Here is a 781-nt window from a genome sequence, read left to right as displayed (position 1 = left end):
CAGCTATTGATAAATTGAGTAAGTCTTCAAATGACCGCGGTGAATTAGTAGGTAAAGAGTTGGAAGCAATTGCTACTGTTACTTACGATGAAACTGAAAATCTTGTGACTCTTGAAATCAGCGACAAGGATGTTCTTGAAGCCTTGAAGGGAAGTAAAGTAACTCTCGTTCTTTACACAAACTTCAAAGAAGGAACAGACTTCGCTAAGTATCAGGACGGTGTATCAAATACAGCTACAGTAAGCTTCAATCACACCCCACAATCTACCAACACAGTTGTGGTGTTCCCACCAACACCGGTAACACCACCGGCTCCAAATATTCCACCTTCTGAGGGGGAAGTTCCACCAAAAGATCCAGGCAAAAACTTGCCAAATACAGGTTCTGAAGTTTCTACACTCTTTGAAGTCATTGCAGTTCTCATTCTTGGACTTACAGGACTTCTAGTTTGGAAAAACACAGCTGAACAATAGGATTGCATAGTAAGAGGAGGGTAGAAATATTTACTCTCCTCCTTACTGTATTTTGAAAGTGTTAAGGGAAAAAGAATGAGTAGAAAAAAATTATTAAAGTTAGGGATTTCAATACTTGCTTTAAACGCTCTTGGAGTAGCAACTTATCATGTAGCTCCAGATCTATATCAAATTCCAACAGTGCATGCAGAAGAAACACCGGCGGAAGATGAAGAAATTCCAGATGGCCAAGAGAGAGTCGTGGCATTCCGATTTAGAGATAAACTGAATGATCTAGAGGCTTTCATCGCTGACTATAAAGCTAATCC

Annotated in this window: 1 protein-coding gene and 1 pseudogene; both read left to right on the top strand. The window is 39.9% G+C overall.

All coding sequences use genetic code 11. The features are described from left to right. On the top strand, positions 1-473 hold a 473-nt coding region (locus HMPREF2885_RS04715; RefSeq protein ID WP_148131137.1), incomplete at its 5' end, for an LPXTG cell wall anchor domain-containing protein. A 75-nt stretch (positions 474-548) separates the two neighbouring features. Further along, positions 549-781 (top strand): annotated as a pseudogene (locus HMPREF2885_RS04710) (cell surface protein); the annotation flags it as partial.

The sequence above is a fragment of the Streptococcus sp. HMSC062H02 genome, assembly GCF_001813005.1.
Taxonomy (GTDB): Bacteria; Bacillota; Bacilli; order Lactobacillales; family Streptococcaceae; genus Streptococcus; species Streptococcus oralis_S.
The sequence above is the reverse complement of the archived record's forward strand: the minus strand, read 5'-3'. Positions and strand labels throughout refer to the sequence as shown.